This is a genomic window from Neobacillus sp. NPDC093182, from assembly GCF_044754045.1.
In genome coordinates this window covers 21,307-37,626 of record NZ_JBIVOI010000017.1, presented here as the reverse complement: position 1 = coordinate 37,626, position 16,320 = coordinate 21,307, and the positions used below count along the sequence as shown (strand labels likewise).

General features: G+C 37.9%; 11 protein-coding genes and 1 riboswitch. Of the genes, 10 read left to right on the top strand and 1 reads right to left on the bottom strand.

What is annotated here, in order from left to right; genetic code table 11:
• Positions 1-6: 6 nt before the first annotated feature.
• The 6 genes from ACIQAA_RS25670 to ACIQAA_RS25645 all read left to right on the top strand — a co-directional run bounded on the left by ACIQAA_RS25670 (position 7) and on the right by ACIQAA_RS25645 (position 10,206).
• On the top strand, positions 7-468 hold the full coding sequence (locus ACIQAA_RS25670; protein ID WP_402625492.1) for a hypothetical protein: 462 nt from the start codon (positions 7-9) through the stop codon (positions 466-468).
• The gene (locus tag ACIQAA_RS25665; RefSeq protein ID WP_402625489.1) at positions 425-1,993 is read left to right on the top strand and encodes a glycoside hydrolase family 43 protein; all 1,569 of its coding nucleotides are present in this window, start codon (positions 425-427) and stop codon (positions 1,991-1,993) included. The genes ACIQAA_RS25670 and ACIQAA_RS25665 overlap by 44 nt, the downstream gene beginning before the upstream one ends.
• A gap of 37 nt (positions 1,994-2,030) precedes the next feature.
• Entirely contained in the window at positions 2,031-4,976 is a 2,946-nt protein-coding gene (locus ACIQAA_RS25660) for a fibronectin type III domain-containing protein (protein ID WP_402625487.1), read from the top strand.
• Positions 4,977-5,066: 90 nt separating this feature from the next.
• Positions 5,067-7,505: an Ig-like domain-containing protein gene (locus ACIQAA_RS25655; protein WP_402625484.1), complete on the top strand. Its 2,439-nt coding sequence runs from the start codon at positions 5,067-5,069 to the stop codon at positions 7,503-7,505.
• Positions 7,506-7,832: 327 nt separating this feature from the next.
• Positions 7,833-9,050, top strand: coding sequence for an MFS transporter (locus ACIQAA_RS25650; protein ID WP_402625482.1), 1,218 nt, complete (start codon positions 7,833-7,835; stop codon positions 9,048-9,050).
• A gap of 196 nt (positions 9,051-9,246) precedes the next feature.
• Positions 9,247-10,206: an aldolase catalytic domain-containing protein gene (locus ACIQAA_RS25645; protein ID WP_402625479.1), complete on the top strand. Its 960-nt coding sequence runs from the start codon at positions 9,247-9,249 to the stop codon at positions 10,204-10,206.
• A gap of 49 nt (positions 10,207-10,255) precedes the next feature.
• On the opposite strand, the gene ACIQAA_RS25640 is transcribed toward ACIQAA_RS25645, so the two are convergent.
• Positions 10,256-10,996: a metallophosphoesterase family protein gene (locus tag ACIQAA_RS25640; protein ID WP_402625476.1), complete on the bottom strand. Its 741-nt coding sequence runs from the start codon at positions 10,994-10,996 to the stop codon at positions 10,256-10,258.
• 636 nt (positions 10,997-11,632) lie between these two features.
• Positions 11,633-11,773, top strand: a riboswitch (cyclic di-AMP (ydaO/yuaA leader).
• A gap of 173 nt (positions 11,774-11,946) precedes the next feature.
• On the opposite strand from ACIQAA_RS25640, the gene ACIQAA_RS25635 reads away from it, so the two are divergent.
• The 4 genes from ACIQAA_RS25635 to ACIQAA_RS25620 all read left to right on the top strand — a co-directional run bounded on the left by ACIQAA_RS25635 (position 11,947) and on the right by ACIQAA_RS25620 (position 16,297).
• Positions 11,947-13,434, top strand: a complete 1,488-nt coding sequence (locus tag ACIQAA_RS25635; RefSeq protein ID WP_402625474.1) for an amino acid permease — start codon at positions 11,947-11,949, stop codon at positions 13,432-13,434.
• A gap of 193 nt (positions 13,435-13,627) precedes the next feature.
• The gene (locus tag ACIQAA_RS25630) at positions 13,628-14,530 is read left to right on the top strand and encodes a LysR family transcriptional regulator (protein WP_402625471.1); all 903 of its coding nucleotides are present in this window, start codon (positions 13,628-13,630) and stop codon (positions 14,528-14,530) included.
• 184 nt (positions 14,531-14,714) lie between these two features.
• Positions 14,715-15,080 carry a hypothetical protein gene (locus ACIQAA_RS25625; protein ID WP_402625468.1) on the top strand — a complete coding sequence of 122 codons (366 nt, stop codon included), beginning with the start codon at positions 14,715-14,717 and terminating at the stop codon, positions 15,078-15,080.
• 164 nt (positions 15,081-15,244) lie between these two features.
• Complete coding sequence (locus ACIQAA_RS25620; protein ID WP_402625465.1) at positions 15,245-16,297, top strand: LLM class flavin-dependent oxidoreductase; 1,053 nt, start codon at positions 15,245-15,247, stop codon at positions 16,295-16,297.
• The last annotated feature ends 23 nt before the right edge of the window (positions 16,298-16,320 follow it).

The window sequence follows — 16,320 nt, the reverse complement described above, 5'->3', positions numbered from 1 at the left end:
TGGAGAATGAAGCGAAAATGGGAAGTGATAATTGGAATAGCAGGTGTCATCCTTTGTGTGATTTTCTTAGGCGGTTTTTCACTGACGATAACTTCAATGGAAGAAAGTAATTACGCGACAACAGTTTTTCCGATCCTGCAGGATGGTGTTTCGGAAGAATATGTTTCAGAGAGCTTTGAAGCAGTGAAAGCGTTAGCTGTATGGTTTGGTGTTACCCTGCTAATCGTAGTTATTCTAGTTACTCTGGCTGCTCTATCGATTTGGCGAAATAAATTTCCTAAAAGGGGAGCTGTGCTCTTTATTTTTGCCGGCTTAGCAACTTTAATTGGTACCCAATTTATAGCTTTTCCAGTTGCCTTTCTCTTTTTTATAGCAGCAGGCTTATGCCTATTTAGAAAAATTAAGGAAAAAGAAGGAGTAGAAAATGTATCAAACAAAAATAACCAATCCGATTTTGCCAGGATTTAATCCAGATCCTTATATTTTGAAGGTAGAAGATACATATTATATAGCCGTGTCTTCCTTCGAATGGCTGCCAGGTGTTCGCATTTATCAATCAAAAGATTTAGTAAATTGGGAACATGAAACCGATCTATTAACGAATCAAGTAGATTTACGCGGCAATCCACAAAATGGAAGTATTTGGGCGCCGCAGCTTAGTTATTCTGAAGGTTTATTTTTTCTTGTCTATACCGATGTTAAAAGTACAAAACGGCCATTTAAAGACAGCCATAATTATTTAATTTCTGCACCAAGTATCAATGGTCCATGGTCAACGCCTGTGTACTTAAATAGCAGCGGCTTTGATCCTTCTTTATTTCATGATACTGACGGAAGTAAATGGTTGTTAAATGAAATTTGGGATTATCGTTTAGAAACAGGCAATAAATCAGTAGGAGTAGTCCTTCAAGAATATGATGATGAAAAACAAAGTTTAGTAGGATCTGTCTATAAGATTTTTGATGGTACAGAATTGGCAAAAACAGAAGCACCACATATTTACCGTCATAATGATTATTACTATTTAATCACCGCAGAAGGTGGAACAGGTTCAGGTCATTCGGTTACCGTTTGCCGTGCAAAAGAACTTACCGGTCCCTATGAATTGGATCCACACTATCCTATGTTAACTGCTAGTGATAAACCCGAATCACCATTACAATGTTCAGGTCACGGCAGTATTGTTCAAACCCCAATAGGCAACTGGTATATGGTCTATTTATGTACTCGACCTTTAATGGGGAAAGCAGCCATACTAGGACGTGAAACGGCTATTCAAGAAGTTTACTGGACAGAAGATGGCTGGCTGCGATTAGTTGATGGTGGCAATGGACCATTGGCAGAAACAGAGATTATTACGGCAAAGCCAGTTGTACAAAATAAAAATACGAACTTCCATGATGATTTTAATGGTGTACTCGATAAAGAGTGGAATAGCCTGCGTATTTTGGCGGATGACTCTTGGTGCGATTTAACAAGTCGAGAAGGTTATTTACGTGTTATCTCAGGTGACTCCATTCAATCATTATTTGAACATCATATATTGGCTATTCGCCAAAAAGATTTCCAATTTACTGCATTTACGAAAATTGACTATACCCCAAAAACTTATAATCAAATGGCTGGATTACTGCTGTACTTAAATGATAGTAATTATCTTTATGCATACCTGACTTATGATGAGGAAAAAGCCCGTGTTCTTCGTTTGATGAAATGCAGGGATGGTGAATTTACTTTAACTCCAGACATTATTCCAACAGACGAGGGCGAAGTAGAGTTGAAGATTGAAGTCAACGGACCAGTTGGAAATTATTATTATAGAATGGCTGGAGACAATCTTTGGCACGAAATGGGAGAATCTCAAAATTTGTTATTCTTGGCGGGAGGATTTACAGGTAACTTTGTAGGAATTGCAGTGCATGATATGGACCGAAAAGCTGGTTCTTATGCTGATTTTGATTTCTTTGAATATCGTGGACTTGATTCACTGTAACCATAAAGTTGGTCCGATAATAGTAGGGAGGTTAGGAATGTTGAAAATTTTTAAGGTTAGTATTTATATTTTACTAGTATTTTTACTGTTACTCAGTCAGTTTGGTGCAACAGCTTTAGCAAACAAACAATCTTCTGAAAAGGACCTGCCTGCTCCAGTAAACCTACAGATACCCAATCTTGCTGTAGACGAAGACAGTATAACCCTTGTTTGGGAAAAACCTGATGATTATCAGGATATTACGGATTTCAATGTCTATATGAATGGAAAGAAAATTGGTAGTGCTTTAAAAGATAACCACGGCCCTGCAAAAGCATATATTGATAATTTCTACGAAAATATTGATAAAGAAGATTTTCATGTTGATATTCTTATTCATAATTTCATGGTGGAAAACCTTAAGCCAAATAAATCCTATGAATTTTATGTTACCTCGGTAAATGCTGAAGGAATGGAATCAGCTCCTTCCAATAAAGTTGTTGGGAAAACAACAGCAGTACCGGAAATATTCAATATTGTTGATTTTGGTGCGACACCTGATGATGAAACAAAAGATACAAAAGCCATTCAAGCAGCCATTGATGCGGCTGAACCAGGAGCGAAGGTACTTATACCGGAAGGCAAATTTATCTCTGGAGAAATATGGCTTAAGTCTGATATGACACTGCAAGTAGATGGATATTTACTTGGTTCACCAGATGCGGAAGATTATAGCATGAATTTCTGGCTGTACGATTACTCGACCGATGAGCGTTCCTATTCTCTAATCAATGTTCATACCTACGATTACGGCAGTTTAAAGAATATTAGAATTGTAGGTAATGGGATCATTGATGGAAACGGCTGGAAATATGATAAAAGCCATCCAACGATTGATGAACTTGGCAATGAGCTGCCTCGTTTAGTTGCGGGTAATAACACTAAAGTTACAGGGGATATAAAGGTGGAAAATGGAAAAATGAGCCCTTTGAATCCTGAAGCGGAGAGTACTTTTGGAATACTGGCTGCAAATCAGTCTTACGCTGCCCAAGTGATGGGGATGGATGAAAAATCTGCTTATTCCGGACGATCCAATCTAATTACAGTCCGCGGGGTGGACGGTATGTATTATGAAGGCATTACCCAGCTTAATCCAGCTAATCACGGGATTGTGAACCTCCATAGTAAAAACATTGTTGTAAATGGCACCATTTCCAAAACTTACGATGGAAATAATGCGGATGGATATGAGTTCGGTGATTCTCAAAACATTATGGTCTTCAATAACTTTGTAGATACTGGAGATGATGCCATTAACTTTGCTTCTGGAATGGGCCAGGCGGCTGCTGAAAAAGAACCAACGGGAAAAGCATGGATTTTTAATAATTATATTCGTGAAGGTCACGGTGGAGTAGTAACAGGAAGTCATACTGGCAGTTGGATACAAGATTTTATTGTAGAAGATAACATTATGTATAAAACGGATGTTGGCTTACGTAGTAAAACCAATACCCCTATGGGCGGCGGAGCAAGAAACATCCTGTTCAGAGATAATGCGTTAGAGGGAATAGATGGAGATGGTCCTTTTGTTTTCACTTCTGCTTATACAGATGCGAATGCTTCTATTCTTTATGAACCTGCACAAAAAATATCACAATTTAGAGATATGGAAATTGCCAATACTACAGTACGCAACCAAGGCGGCAGTAAGAAACAGTCGATCCTAGTAAGTGGTAATGATGATGTAGGGGAGGTCTACCACGAAAATATTACCTTCAGAAATGTGAAATTTGATAATATCTATTCTGTAAATATGGATTACGCGAAGGATTTTAAATTTATTAATGTAGCCTTTACAAACGTCAAAGATAATGGTGGAAATCCATGGAGAATCAAAAACTCTACAGGATTAGTCTTTGAAAATACAACACAGGCTCCTGAAAATGCTATCCAAAAACCGGTATGGTCAGAAACAGCAACAGTCAATGCTCAAGCTTCATCAGATGGAAAGAGTGTTACCTTAACTTGGGGTGAAGCAAACGATAATATTGCTGTTTCAGGGTACACAATATATTTAGACGGAGAAAAAGTAGGTTCTAATTATACAACAACGACTAATAAAAGCTATACGGTTAAGGGATTATCTCCAGCTAAGGAATACACGTTTAAGGTTGAAGCAGCAGATGCAACTGGGAATCGTACTTCTAATGGTCCTGAAATTACAATAAAAACTCCTGGTACAGTTGATGTAATCCCGCCAGTGCTTCCTAAAAACACTGAAATTTCAGAACCCACTATTAAAATACCTGCTAATGAAACCTTTAGTGGAAAAGAAGCTGAAGTCGTTTATTCCGGCTTCACTTGGGCCACTGTTGCTTGGAACGCTGCGAGTGACGATGTAGGGATTGCAGGATATAACGTTTATGCTAACGGAAAGTTACTTGGATTTGTTAAATCTAGTAAATACACGCTTACAAATCTTCAGCCAGGTACAAAATATGAGATTGAAGTGGAAGCAGTCGACCTAGCAGGAAATAAAAAACTTTATGATAGTTCAAAGAAAATCGAAACGGCTGTTCCATATGCAATTGAGGCTCCAACCTTTGATGGCGGGATAACGGCTTCGATTGGAAAGGATGGAACGAGCGTTTCCCTTTCTTGGAACAAAGCTGTTGCTGTTAACCAAGAAGTTATAGGTTACCGAGTATATATTGATGGGCAGCCGATTAAGCCTGAAGGGGTTGAATTTACTCCAATCAATTCGGAAATGACAACTGCTGAAACGAATTACACCGTAACGGGTCTTAAACAAGGCAAAAAGTATACGTTTAAAGTGGAAGCTGTTGGACGTGGAATCAAATATTCCAAACGAGAAAGACTCTCAGATGTTATTCCAAACGGTCTTGTAAAAGTTGATGGGTATCGCTGGAGTGGCAATGGACCAAGTGAAACGGTTCATCTGATTCCTGGTAAAGCAGTTAGTGAAGAAGCTAAAAATAAGTAATTTTTAATTAACGGTATGTGCTAAATGATAAGGGGTCTTTAATCTTGGTTAAAGACCCCCAAAATATGATCATGAGGAGATGATTAAATCTTGAATAAAGGATTATTTAAAGGAAAGAAAATGAAGGCTTCCTTAATAGCTGCGGCAATATCCATTTCAAGCTTAGCAGCAGCACCTGCAGATAATAAAGCGAATGCGGTTACTGCTACGGTTGATTATTACGATAAAGTATTAGCATTTCCAGGGGCAGAAGGTGGGGGACGTTATACTTCCGGTGGAAGATTTGGTGAAGTCTATCTCGTTAATACTCTAGAAGACTATGGACCTGGAGAAAAGGCAATTCACGGATCGTTGCGTGATGCCTTAAGTAAGGACAATCGCTTCATCGTCTTTAACATTTCTGGAAACATCAATTTAAAAGAACCACTATCCCTAAGAAAACGAAAGAATGTAACGATTGCGGGACAAACGGCTCCGGGGGATGGAATCACCATCACTGGATACGAAACGAATATCAGTGATTCGGAGAATGTGATTATTCGCTACCTTCGATTCCGTCCAGGAGCTGAAAATGTGCATAACGGTGATTCCATGGACGCTATTTGGGGCAGAAGCATGAAAAATGTCATGATTGATCATATATCAACAAGCTGGTCTACAGATGAAACGATGTCGTTATATCGTGCGGAAAACATGACTGTACAGTGGTCAATTGTAGCAGAGAGTTTAGCAATGAGCGGCCATACCAAAGGTCGTCATGGGTACGGTGGAATATGGGGTGGGGTAAATACCACATACCATCACAATCTAGTCGCTAACCATACTTCTCGAAATCCGCGTTTAGGTGGTGGTACTGCCGAGGCAGATGACAACAACCATATTGGTTTATTTGATATAAGAAATAATGTGATTTATAACTGGGGATTTAACACTGCATACGGCGGAGGCAGAGCCTATGCCAATTGTATTAATAACTATATGAAGCCAGGTTTAGGCACACGCACAAGTGTTGAATCACGGGTAATAGATGCTGGGGAGAAAGATAAGCCAGGGAAATTTTACATTAACGGAAATGTACTAGAAGGAAGTGCAGAAATATCCAACGACAATTCAAAAGGCATTTATGTTTCTGAAAGCGCAGCCCCAACCACAGAGATAGTAAATGAAGAGTTTATGATGGATGGAACAGCTGAAGAAGCACTTCGAACAACGACTGCTGAAGAAGCATATACAGAGGTTTTAGCAAAAGCTGGAGCAACGTATCCAAAAAGGGACGCCTTGGATGCAAGAATTGTAAACGAGGTGAAGAACAATCTAGGGAGATTTGTTAATCGTCATGAAGAAGTAGGAGGCCTTCCATATACTGAAACAATTTCTCGTCCAGCAGATTTTGATAAAGATCAAGACGGGATAGCAGACGCTTGGGAGCTCAAATATGGGTTAGATCCGAATAATGCTAATGATAGCCGAGAATTATCCGTAGATCAAAGCGGTTATTCTAATATTGAAAATTACGTTAATTCCTTGATTGATATGGAATACAAACCAGAAAACCCAGAAGTTTCACTGAAAAGCCCAACAAATAATCAGATTTATAAAACAAGTGAAGCAGTTACACTTGAAGCAAATGTAACCGGTAAGTCAGAGATTGAAAGAGTAGAATTTTATAATGGAGATGAGTTTATTGGAACCGATACAAGCGAGCCATTTAGGCTAAGTACCAAATTACCAGATGGTACCCATTATATATCTGCAAAAGCAATTGATCAATCGGGTCTCAAGACTCAGGCGACAGCCTCTGTTATACATGTCAATAGCGGAACCAATCTAAAACAATGGAAATCAACGGATATTGGAACGCCAAATATTCCAGGTCATGCTTCTCTTGCAAATGATGTAATGACTGTAAAAGGTTCTGGTAAGTTAATAGCAGCTGACGATAAATTCCACTTTACTTATCGTAATTTGGCAGGAGACGGAGAGTTGATAGCAAAGGTAGAGACGATGACACCTGTCGATCACCATGCTTTTGCTGGATTAATGATCAGAGAAACTCTTGAAAAAGATGCAAAAACGGTTGCGTTAGGCCTATCCTATACCAAATCTTATTCTTGGAAGGAAAACGGAACAACTTACTATAGAAATCCCTGGTCTGCCTATTTAGCCTCTCGTTATGAACAAGGTGGAAAAATGGACGAGTTGGATGAAAACCTGGATAATCCTAGTAGTGCAATTGAATCTGGAGTAGCGTTACTAAATGATATTCCATTTAAAGATAAGGACCAGCATTTGGGTTATTATCTAAAACTTAAACGAACAGGTGATGTTTTTAGAGCAGAAGGTTCTACCGATGGAATAAACTGGACGCTAATAGGAGAGAGAAAGATAGAAATGAAAAAGAAAGTTTACATTGGAATGGCAGTTGATGGAAACAAAGTGTCTAACCAGATAGATAATCTGAATACTGCTACTTTTTCTGATATACAATTCAACTTTGCCAAAAACCAAAATAACGGTCCAACTGAATAAAATTAAACAGTAAATAAATGCTTTTGTCGCTCCAGTGCAAAATTAAAAATGCACTGGAGTTTTTCAAATCTATTAAAGTGGCTGGTGCTTTGTGGAAAATATTGTTTTATCATTAAAAATATTGTCACCTGATTATTATCATGTTACTATTAGTTGAAATTAAAACCCTTTAAATCTGGTCCAGAGAGGCCAAAAAGGCGAACGTAAAATTCATACATATTTATTATGTCTATGAATGCCTTTTTGTCCTTTGGATGGAAAGGCATTTTCTTTTTCTCAAAAATCTTTTAATCTGAGTCCTGTGAGGCTCGAAAGGAGACAACAAGAATGGATTATCGTAAAAAAACAGTAGTTGCATCAGTAGCAGGTTTAACATTAGAGGGCATGGATATCATGTTTATATCCTTTGCCATGTCGATGATTATTGCGGAGTTTCAAATTGATATGGCAGCTGGTGGACTTATTTCTTCTATTACAAATTTAGGGATGCTTGCTGGGGGAGTCATTTTCGGTATTTTAGCAGATAAATTTGGGAGAGTTAGAATTTTTACCTATACGATTCTATTATTTGCTGTCGGAACTGCGTTAACCGGGCTCGCACAGAATATTGAACAAGTATATTTATTTAGGTTTATTGCCGGCTTAGGAGCTGGTGGTGAATACGGTATTGGTATGGCGCTAGTCGCTGAGGCATGGCCAAAGAATAAACAAGGGCGCGCGTCTTCATACGTTAGTGTCGGTGCTCAATACGGTGTTATCCTTGCAGCACTTCTTAGTGCGTTGATTCTTCCTTCTTGGGGATGGAGAGGATTGTTCTTCGTCGGTTTGGCCCCAGTTATTTTCGCCTTTATTGTTCGTAAAAAACTAGACGAATCACCAGCATGGCTGGAATCACAAAAGAAAAAGCAACTTGTTCAGAATCAAGGAAAACTAAAGCAATTATTTGCTACTCCTAGAATTGCATTAACCACGATTGCGTTGGCCATAATGGCAACCGTTCAGATCGCAGGTTATAATGGTTTGATGATTTGGCTGCCATCTATGCTTCAACAATCTCAAGGGTTATCTGTCTCAAGCTCGGCTCTTTGGACCATCAGTACGGCAGCGGGTATGATTGCAGGTATGTTAACATTTGGACAATTTATGGATCGTTTTGGAATGAAACGCTCCTATGGAATCTTCTTAGCGGCTTCCGCTGTTGCAGTCTTCCTATATTCCTTTGCTTCAGGAAGCACAGGACTTCTAATTGGCGGTGCAATTGTCGGGTTCTTCTCGAATGGAATGTTTGCAGGTTATGGAGCATTAATTAGCAAGTATTATTCAGTCGAAATTCGGAGTACAGCAACGAATACAATCTTTAACTTTGGCAGGGCTTTAGGGGGATTATCTCCGATATTAGTAGGTTATATCCTGCAGCACGCAAATGTAACGGTAGCAATGACTTATCTAGCATTACTCTACTGTATCTCTTTTATAGCGATGATTAGTTTGCGAAAAGGGAATGGTAAACAGGAAGAAATCAATACATTACCTGAAGCAGTGTGACGGAATTAACAAGCCATTTTTCTCCAACATTCGTGTAGGAGGGAATGGCTTTTTATTGTAAAATAAATGAATTTTTGGAAAATAGCATTGACTCGCCCGAATGAAACATGATATAAACACAGTAAGAATTTTAGTACTTTAAAGCAAACGACTTACAATTTATGACAAAAAAGGATATACAGGAGGAATTACTTTCATGGGACATCGTAGCAAAATTTTAGACTGCACCATTCGAGATGGAGGCTTAGTTAATAATTGGGATTTCAGTGTTGAATTTGTTCAAGACTTGTACAATAGCTTAAGTGCAGCTGGTGTTGAATACATGGAGATTGGTTACAAGAACTCCCCAAAACTGCTGAATGCCACTGAGCCAAATCCATGGAGATTTCTCGACGATAACTTCTTGAAAGAAATCTTCCCTGAGAAAAAATTCACGAAGTTTTCTGCTCTAGTCGATATTGGCCGTGTAGATCCGAATGATATTTTACCACGTGAACAAAGTGTTTTAGATATGATTCGAGTTGCATGCTATATCCGAGAAGTAGATAAAGGGTTAGAGCTTGTACAAATGTTTCATGATTTGGGTTATGAGACTTCACTTAATATTATGGCTTTATCGAGCGTACCTGAAAAGCAGCTTACGAAAGCTTTTGATATGGTGAGGGAAAGTCCTGTAGATGTTGTATATATCGTTGATTCTTTCGGAAGCTTGGATCCAACGGATATTGAGCACCAAGTAAAGAAATTCCAAGAGCTGATCCCTAACAAACATCTTGGAATTCATACACATAATAACATGCAGTTAGCATTCGCCAATACATTAGCGGCAATGCAAAACGGGGTTACATACCTGGATTCATCTGTTTATGGCATGGGCCGTGCTGCAGGTAACTGTAACACAGAACTTCTTGTAAGCTACATCCAAAAGCCAAGCTATGAACTGAAGCCTGTATTAGAAATGATTGAAAAGCACATGCTGGAAATGCGCCAAAAATGGGAGTGGGGTTACATCATTCCTTATATGATTTCTGGTGTACTAAATGAACATCCACGTGTCGCCATGGCTTACCGTGACAGCGCCGATCGTGATAAATTTGTCGATTTTTATGACAAGGTAACATCACCGGAAGTTTCTGTTGCCCCAGCGACGAAATAGGTTAAACAGAAAACAAGTACCTCTCATGATAGAGGTACTTGTTTTCTGCTCACTTTTTTAATCCCCGATATTTTGCTGTTGTTAATTCTTGAATATATTCCTCAAGCTCAGGCATTTCCATCTCTTTCGCTATTTGTATGGATGATTCGATATCGTATGGAACTCGAACAAGCTGTATTGAAAATACTCCATTTTCTCTTTGGTTATATTCTCCTTCAAGAATGGCATAGGAGGCTTGAGTGAGATCAAGCGGATTTCCTACACTGCCCACGTTACACAATGTCTTACCTTTAATATTTTGCTGGTAGGCATTATGAATATCTCCATAACAAACAACATCAGGCTCTCTTTTACCTGCTATATTTTCTGTGTGTTCGGTGTTTTCGAACATACTTAAACGACGTTCAACAGAGTCCCAGGGCTGGATTCTTTCATACACACTCCGAGGTGAAGCATGGAACATTCTAACTAGTTTTCCGCTCATGATAAATTCTATTGAAAACGGCAGTTCTTCTAAATCATTCATTTGTATTTCCGTTAATTGGTTTTGATGCCATTTGATTGTGTTAGACTCTTGGGGTTTAGGAAAGAAATCATCCCAATTGCCTCGAACCACCATTTCACAATGCTTTTGGATCATTTGTATTGCTATGCTTGATTGTGGTCCTTTACCGACTAAATCACCTAAACAAATAATTCTTTTAATGTGTCTAGCATCGATATCCTCAAGCACCGATTCTAGTGCAGGGATATTTCCGTGAATGTCTGAAATAATAGCGATTTTATCCATCTTTATAAGACTCCTAACGATTTATATAAAATCAATAATTCTCCATTTGTCCCTGATTTCCTGTATATTTCCCGAAATTGGCAAAAAGAAAGATGTTTTTATATTATTATGCAAAATAATTTGGCATAGAGCAAAAAAACTTTGCAGTAATTCCACTTATAGAAATAGGTAAATGTATATATTCTATGGAAATCTGGTTGGCACAATAATTGCATTAAAGAAGAACAAGATATAAAACTATTTTATGTTGCCAATAGTGAATATCGGTAAATAAGAAACTGAATTGATTTATCAGAAATAATCAGAAGGTTCAGTTTAAACATTTAAAAAATTAAAGTGAGGGATGTTGATGTGGGTTATTACCGTATATTCGGAAAAGAGTATTCAAATGTTTGAGTTCGATAATCAAGAGGAAGCAAGAGCTACTTACCAGAGTATAAAAGGGTGTAAATTTCTCAGTGAAGTGATCTACTATAATGATTTTGATGTAGTTAAATAAAATATTATACAAAATTTTCTGATTTTTAGAAGTATTTACAGTGTTTTTGGGGAGTTTAGGTTATTTTTATATTTTTGCAAAAAAACATTTTACTTTTCTTAAGATAGTAACTATTATAATAATGAAAATAGTTTCAAATTTCTAAATCGCTGAAACCGTTTAGGCACGGGGGAACCATATGGATTTAATCAATCCAAGGGGTGAATCCTTTTTAAGGTAGGGCTACTCAGGAGGCCCGAATCCGACAGCTAACCTCGTAAGCGTTTATGAGAAGGAAGGTGGAACTTGTGACACGTTATAAGAAGTGTCTACAAGTCTATTTACCATGACTTGTAGACACTTTTTTGTTCCTTTAATAGATTTTCCACGAGGGGGATATTACTTTTTAAAAAGAAAAAGCATTCATCTGTTTGTAACCGTTTTCTATTAAAAAATGAAAGGGCTGAAGTAAATGTTACCAGAGCGCGAAATTGAAAAATTCCAGCAAACTGTAGGTCAACAAAGTGAACAGACATTAAAACGCGAGTTAAAATCCAGGCATTTAACAATGATTTCAATCGGAGGAGCGATTGGTACTGGACTGTTCCTTAGCAGCGGCGCAGCCATCAGCACAGCCGGCCCCGGGGGAGCATTGCTAGCATATGCAATAGTGGGCGCAATGGTCTTTTTTATCATGACTAGTTTAGGAGAAATGGCTGCTTTTATGCCCGTAAGCGGTTCCTTTAGCACGTATGGAACGAAATTTGTGGATCCAGCATTTGGTTTTGCGATTGGATGGACCTACTGGTTTAGCTGGGCGATGACCATTGCTGCTGAATTAGCCGCCTCAACCATGATCATGAAATTTTGGTTTCCGGATAGTCCTTCTTGGGTATGGAGTGCATCATTTTTGGCGCTTATTTTTCTATTAAACTATTTATCTGTTAAGGGTTATGGGGAAGGGGAATATTGGCTATCCTTAATTAAGGTATCAGCGATCGTACTATTTATTATTGTTGGCTTGCTAATGATTTTCGGCATTATGGGAGGAGAAGCAGTAGGGTTTAAAAACTTTACAGTGGATAAAGCTCCTTTTTCAGGCGGTATTTTAAGTGTTTTTATTGTTTTTATTGCAGCAGGTTTTTCTTTCCAAGGTACCGAAATCGTGGGGGTTACGGCAGGTGAAAGTAAGGATCCTGCAAAAAATGTACCAAAAGCGATTAAAAATGTTTTCTGGAGAATCCTAATTTTTTATATTTTGGCGATTGCTGTCATCGGGCTTCTTATTCCTTATAATAATCCGAATTTACAAAATGATAATGTGATGGTAAGTCCATTTACCCTTATTTTTGAAAAGGCTGGGATTGCCTTTGCTGCTTCACTCATGAATGCTGTTATTTTAACTGCTTTATTATCAGCTGGTAATTCTAGTCTATATGCTTCAACACGCATGTTGTATTCGATGGCGAAGACGGGACAAGCGCCGAAGATTTTTGGACAACTTAACAACCGTGGAGTTCCCGTTGCAGGTATTATTCTAACCTGTGCTATAGGTGCGCTTGCCTTTTTGGCTTCATTTTTCGGTGATGGTATGGTCTATATTTGGTTAATGAACGCGATCAGTATAACTGGATTTATCTTCTGGCTCGGTATTTCCATCAGTCATTATCGATTCCGAAAAGCCCTTATCGCTCAAGGGCATTCGCTAGACATGTTACCCTATAAGGCAAAATGGTTTCCAATTGGGCCAATCTTCGCCATCGCTTGTGGAATTATCGTTATATTAGCTCAAAATTTCCAAGCTTTTCTTGCCGACCAGATAGATTGGGGCGGTGTAGTAGCGGCATACTTAGGCATTCCGTTTTTCCTTAGTTTATATTTTGGCTATAAACTGATTAAGAAAACGAAAATGGTTAAACTTGAGGATGTAGAGTTTGACTTTGACAAAAAATATAATTAATCTAAAACGGATTTTATGGGAATTTATTTAAAAAGTGGTTCCTTTCTTACTTTACTTATTGGATTAATTGGAGTAAAATTTAGAAAATTCATCAATAATGTTAATTTGCCGATTGGACATCCAAAGGCTCCTTTACGCATTCCGCATAAAGGAGCCTTTTTTATTGATTAAAACTGGAAAGGGGTCGAGGGAATTGAATATTGATCATCTTGAAGCATTTATGTATGTAGTCCACCTGGAGGGTATTCATAAAGCTGCTGAAGCACTGTATTTATCACAGCCAACCGTTACAGCGAGAATTAAAACGTTAGAACGTGATCTTGGCATTGATTTGTTTTTGCGTAAGGGAAGAAGTTTGACATTATCTGAGGAAGGAAAAGCTTTTATCCCATATGCAGAGCAAATTATTCGTACCTATGATCAAGGGAAGAAACGATTGAAGAAGGAAGATAATCCTGAAGAAATTATCATTGGGGCTAATATTATTACTTCTCAATACTTTATTCCTTTTGCCCTTCCTTTCTTGAAGAAAGCAAATCCTCAATTACGTTTTAAATTTTATTCGGCGACAAACGATGTATTGCTCGATAAACTTCTTCAGAAGCAGGTCGATATCGCCTTTATGAAGGATGTTACCCATCGTGGAATACAAAAGCATGAGCTTCTAAATAATTCTGTCCGTTTGGTCGTTTATCCTGGCCATGACTTTCAATTTCAAGAGAATTTAACTGTTAAGCAGCTAGCTAGTGAACCCATGGTATTTTTTGAATGCGGCGCTTTTGACTGGAATCGGATTCATAAATTATTTGAAATGGCCAATGTTAATCCTCGCATAGAATTTTTAGTCGACCATCTTGAAGTAGCAAAATCTATTATTCTAAGTGGACATGGCATAGGGTTTTTACCATACCTATGCATTAAAGATGAGCTTCAGAGAGGCAGCCTGATTGAAGTAGATGTTTCTCATATTCTTCAAATTAACCAGCATATTTTTGCGACACACTTGAATAATGGTTTTATGTACCCCGAGTTCTGGAATGATATTCTTCGGTCTGTTAAAGAATTTGAGAAGGAAAAGGACCTGTCTTTTATTTAATTTTTTAATGTAAAGATTACATTTTTCTATCAGCTATCGTATTGCCATGACAATCTTCTCGGTGATAGGATTAAACACAATAAATTAACAAGCATTGATTTCTTGGTGTAAGAGGGAAATGCACAGTTTTAATTCCCACTATTCAAGTGTGAATTATTGGATATAAAAAGAGAGGATGATAAGAATGACAACACAAAATAGTAATGATGTGAGGCTATTTGTAGAAACAAAAAAGGAAAACTCCTTCGAAACAAGTAAATATCTAAATCTGCCAGATATACAGTTTTTTACTTGGTGCAATCGACAGTATCGGGTTAACAGAGGTGTTTATAATACAATTGATCAATGGTTATACGAATATGGAATTGTCAATGTTCATTATCGTAGAATTCAGATTTTGGCGTTTTTGGATTTTGTCAAAGACGAGATGTTAGAGGAACAATCTAAATTTATCCGATTTGGTCATGGCGGTCTTTCAAAAAGGCTAAATGAATTTATGATTGATTATGGGCAAAGCAATGTAATTCCCTTAAAGAAACCAAGAAAATGAAATAGTCTGGAGATCAATTGATAGATTTTTTTAATTAGCATCAAATTTTTTCCTATCAAGTAAAGTATTGCCACATTGTAGTTTTCGGTGATAGGATGAGAATTAATACAAAACATACTTTTCTTATCAATTAGGTCGGAATAAAAATGTGGAGGAGAAATAACATGAGCTATAAGCTAAGTATTTTAGATCAAAGTCCCATTTTTCCAGGGAGCACTGCTTTTAATGCCTTACAGAATACCGTTCGATTGGCTCAAAAAGCAGAAGAATGGGGGTACTCACGTTTTTGGGTATCCGAGCATCACCATACAGATCAATTGGCAGGTTCCTCTCCTGAGGTATTAATTTCGTATATTTTAGCTCGAACGAATAAGATTCAAGTAGGTTCAGGGGGAGTAATGCTTCAGCATTATAGCCCATATAAGGTGGCTGAAAACTTTCATGTCTTATCCACTCTAGCTCCAGGAAGAGTAGATCTTGGGATTGGAAAAGCACCAGGTGGTCTTCCATTATCAACAAAGGCGCTCCAGTATGGCACCGTTAATGATGGAAAGGACTTTTCTGAGCGGCTATCTTTTTTACATGAATTAATTGAAAATTCCGTTGATGAGGAACACCCTCTTACTGGAATTCAAGCAACACCGATTCCTCAAAAAAAACCTGAAATTTTTTTACTTGGTGCAAGTGTTAATAGCGCTCAGCTTGCAGCAGATGAAGGGATATCATTTGTATTTGCAAAATTTATTAATAGTGATGATAAGGTATTGGAACAGGCGGCTAAGGTGTATCGCGAAGGTTTTCCAAATGGAAGATTCATCATCTCATTGGCTGTTATTGCTGCTCCAACTCAATCCGAAGCTGAACAACTGGCAGGAGACAGAAAAATAGTAAAAGTTCATCTTCAGAGCGGACGCTCGGTGACATTACAATCTATTGAGCAGGCGGAAGTGTTTGGTAAGCAAAGTGGCGAACCCTTTGAAATTACAGAACAAAAAGCAGACATTGTTGCTGGAACCCCGAACTATGTAAACGAAATTTTAGAAAAACTTCATCGGACGTATCAGGTGGATGAATTTATTTTACATACACCAATTGAAAAAGAAGCAGAAAGATTTCAATCATTTGAACTGTTGAGCCCTTGTAATCCTAATGGAAATAGGGGAATAGTCAATAGACAAGATTATTCGTATATTGCGAGTCAAATATTTTTAAAGTAGTGAGAGAAAATTTATTAAATGAA